The organism is Pararobbsia alpina (genome assembly GCF_902859895.1).
GTDB lineage: Bacteria > Pseudomonadota > Gammaproteobacteria > Burkholderiales > Burkholderiaceae > Pararobbsia > Pararobbsia alpina.
In genome coordinates this window covers 1-1,903 of record NZ_CADIKM010000139.1, presented here as the reverse complement: position 1 = coordinate 1,903, position 1,903 = coordinate 1, and the positions used below count along the sequence as shown (strand labels likewise).

Sequence of the window (1,903 nt, the reverse complement as noted above, 5' to 3'; positions counted from 1 at the left end):
TTTCGTGTACCAGGCCAACGGCAATCCCGCGCTCACTGCCACGGTGACGCTTGCCGCGTGCACCTCAGGTTCGAACTGTCTGTCAGGCACACCCACGGCGAACGACGACATTTACAGCAGCAACATTGCGTCGCAGTTGCACATCGGCGCCCCGGGCGTGCTCGCCAACGACAAGGATCCTTCGGGGCTGCCGCTCGCGGCGTCCGTGGTCGGCAGTGCGACAGGTGGGACCGTTACGCTGAATATGGATGGCTCATTCAACGTCGTACCGTCGGTACCGCCCGTCGGAAACGGCACCGCCAACGTCACGTTTCACTACAAGGCGGTGAATTCTCAGAACACGCCGAGCGCCGCCGCTACCGTGACGGTGACGTTCAAGGGCGGTAGCGGTCTTGCGGTAGCGGTCAAGGACGCGAAGACCGGCACGGCGATCAATGACTATCGCTGGATCATCGAGGAAGACCGCACGTTCCAGATCGACCCCGCCTGCCAGGTGAACACCACGCCGCGCCCGGCTTCGTGTCCGCCGCTGCCGGTTCCCAGTCTCGGCACGAGTTTTCACACCAGCTACATGCCAGTCATCGCAGCGGGCTGCGTGGGTACCGTCTCATGCGAATCCGGGCAGACGGTGCTCGATCCTTCGACCAACGCCCACGTGCCCGCGGTGTGCGACGTAGGCAACGGCAGATGCCGCATGGATGCCGCCCAACAGACGCCCGTCGATCCGAGGCAAGTCGCGCTCGATCCAAAGAAGCACTACTACATCTCAATCCTGCCGGGCGATGCCGGCAACACCTTCACTGCCGGAGCCGGCGCACCCAAGCCCGTCAACGCGAGCAATCCCGACGGCGCAAAGCGGCAGTTCGACATTGCGAAGGATTGTCCGTCGGGTCCGGGCGGCGCGGATTTCGCTCCGGGAACCGGCACCTGCGGTCACGCGATGGGCGGCGCATCGATCGCGCCCGCGCAGGCGGCTGTCAACGTATTGCTGCAACAGACGCCGCTACTGCCAGCCAAGATCTCCGTGTTCGTCTTCGAGGACGACGCGCCCGTGAACGGTGAAGTCGACGTGAGCGGTGGTACTGAAACATTCGGCACCGCGCGCGAGCCGGGGCTCGGAGGCTTCGAAATCAAGCTCTTTGACGACGCGGGCGGTACAGGTGACCCGACCGGCCAGATGACCTACGACATGTTCAACATGCCGCTGTCCAATTCCTTGCAAGGGATGAAAGATCCCGCCACCGGCTTGGACGCCTGTCCGATCTCGAAGACTTCGAAGGCGGAGCAGGACGGCCTGCTTGGCATGATTCCGACGTGTCCGAAGTTCGAGTCGGACGGCAGGACGCTGTCGCCGCTTGTCGGGCAGGCAATCATCGCCAATCTGATGCCGGGCCGCTACGGTGTCGTCGCCTATCCCGCAGCCGACCGGATCGCGAGGGGCGAGGAATGGCTGCAGACCAACACACTCGACGGACAGAAGGCGCATGACGCATTCATCAAGGTCGGCGGCCCGGCTTACTTCCAGGAATTCGGTCCCGCGGGCTTTCACGTCACGATCGGGTTCGCGAATCCGAAGACCATCAATGCGCGCCTGCCGGGTGTGTGTCAAGGCGTGAGCTGCAACAACACTGTCTCGGGCAAGATTACCAATCTGCACTACAGCCGTCCGCCAAACGAAAATCTCTACAGCGCTGGCTCGCGTGAGTCGCTGAGTTTCACGCAGTGCTATGTGAGTGTCGGCGATCCGGACAGCGAGGATATCGCCTTCGCGCGATGCAATGCCGACGGCACGTTCAGCATCGGCGGTCTGCCTGATGGCACGTTCCGAATCACGGTGTTCGATCAATGGAACGATCAGATCGTTGACGGGCTGGCCACGGCCGTCCAGTTGGCGGGCGGTCAG

The 1,903-nt window shown here is 63.0% G+C and carries 1 protein-coding gene; it reads left to right on the top strand.

All coding sequences use genetic code 11. From position 1 onward, the window contains the following. On the top strand, window positions 1-1,903 hold a 1,903-nt coding region (locus HV670_RS29815), incomplete at both ends, for an Ig-like domain-containing protein (RefSeq protein WP_246258128.1).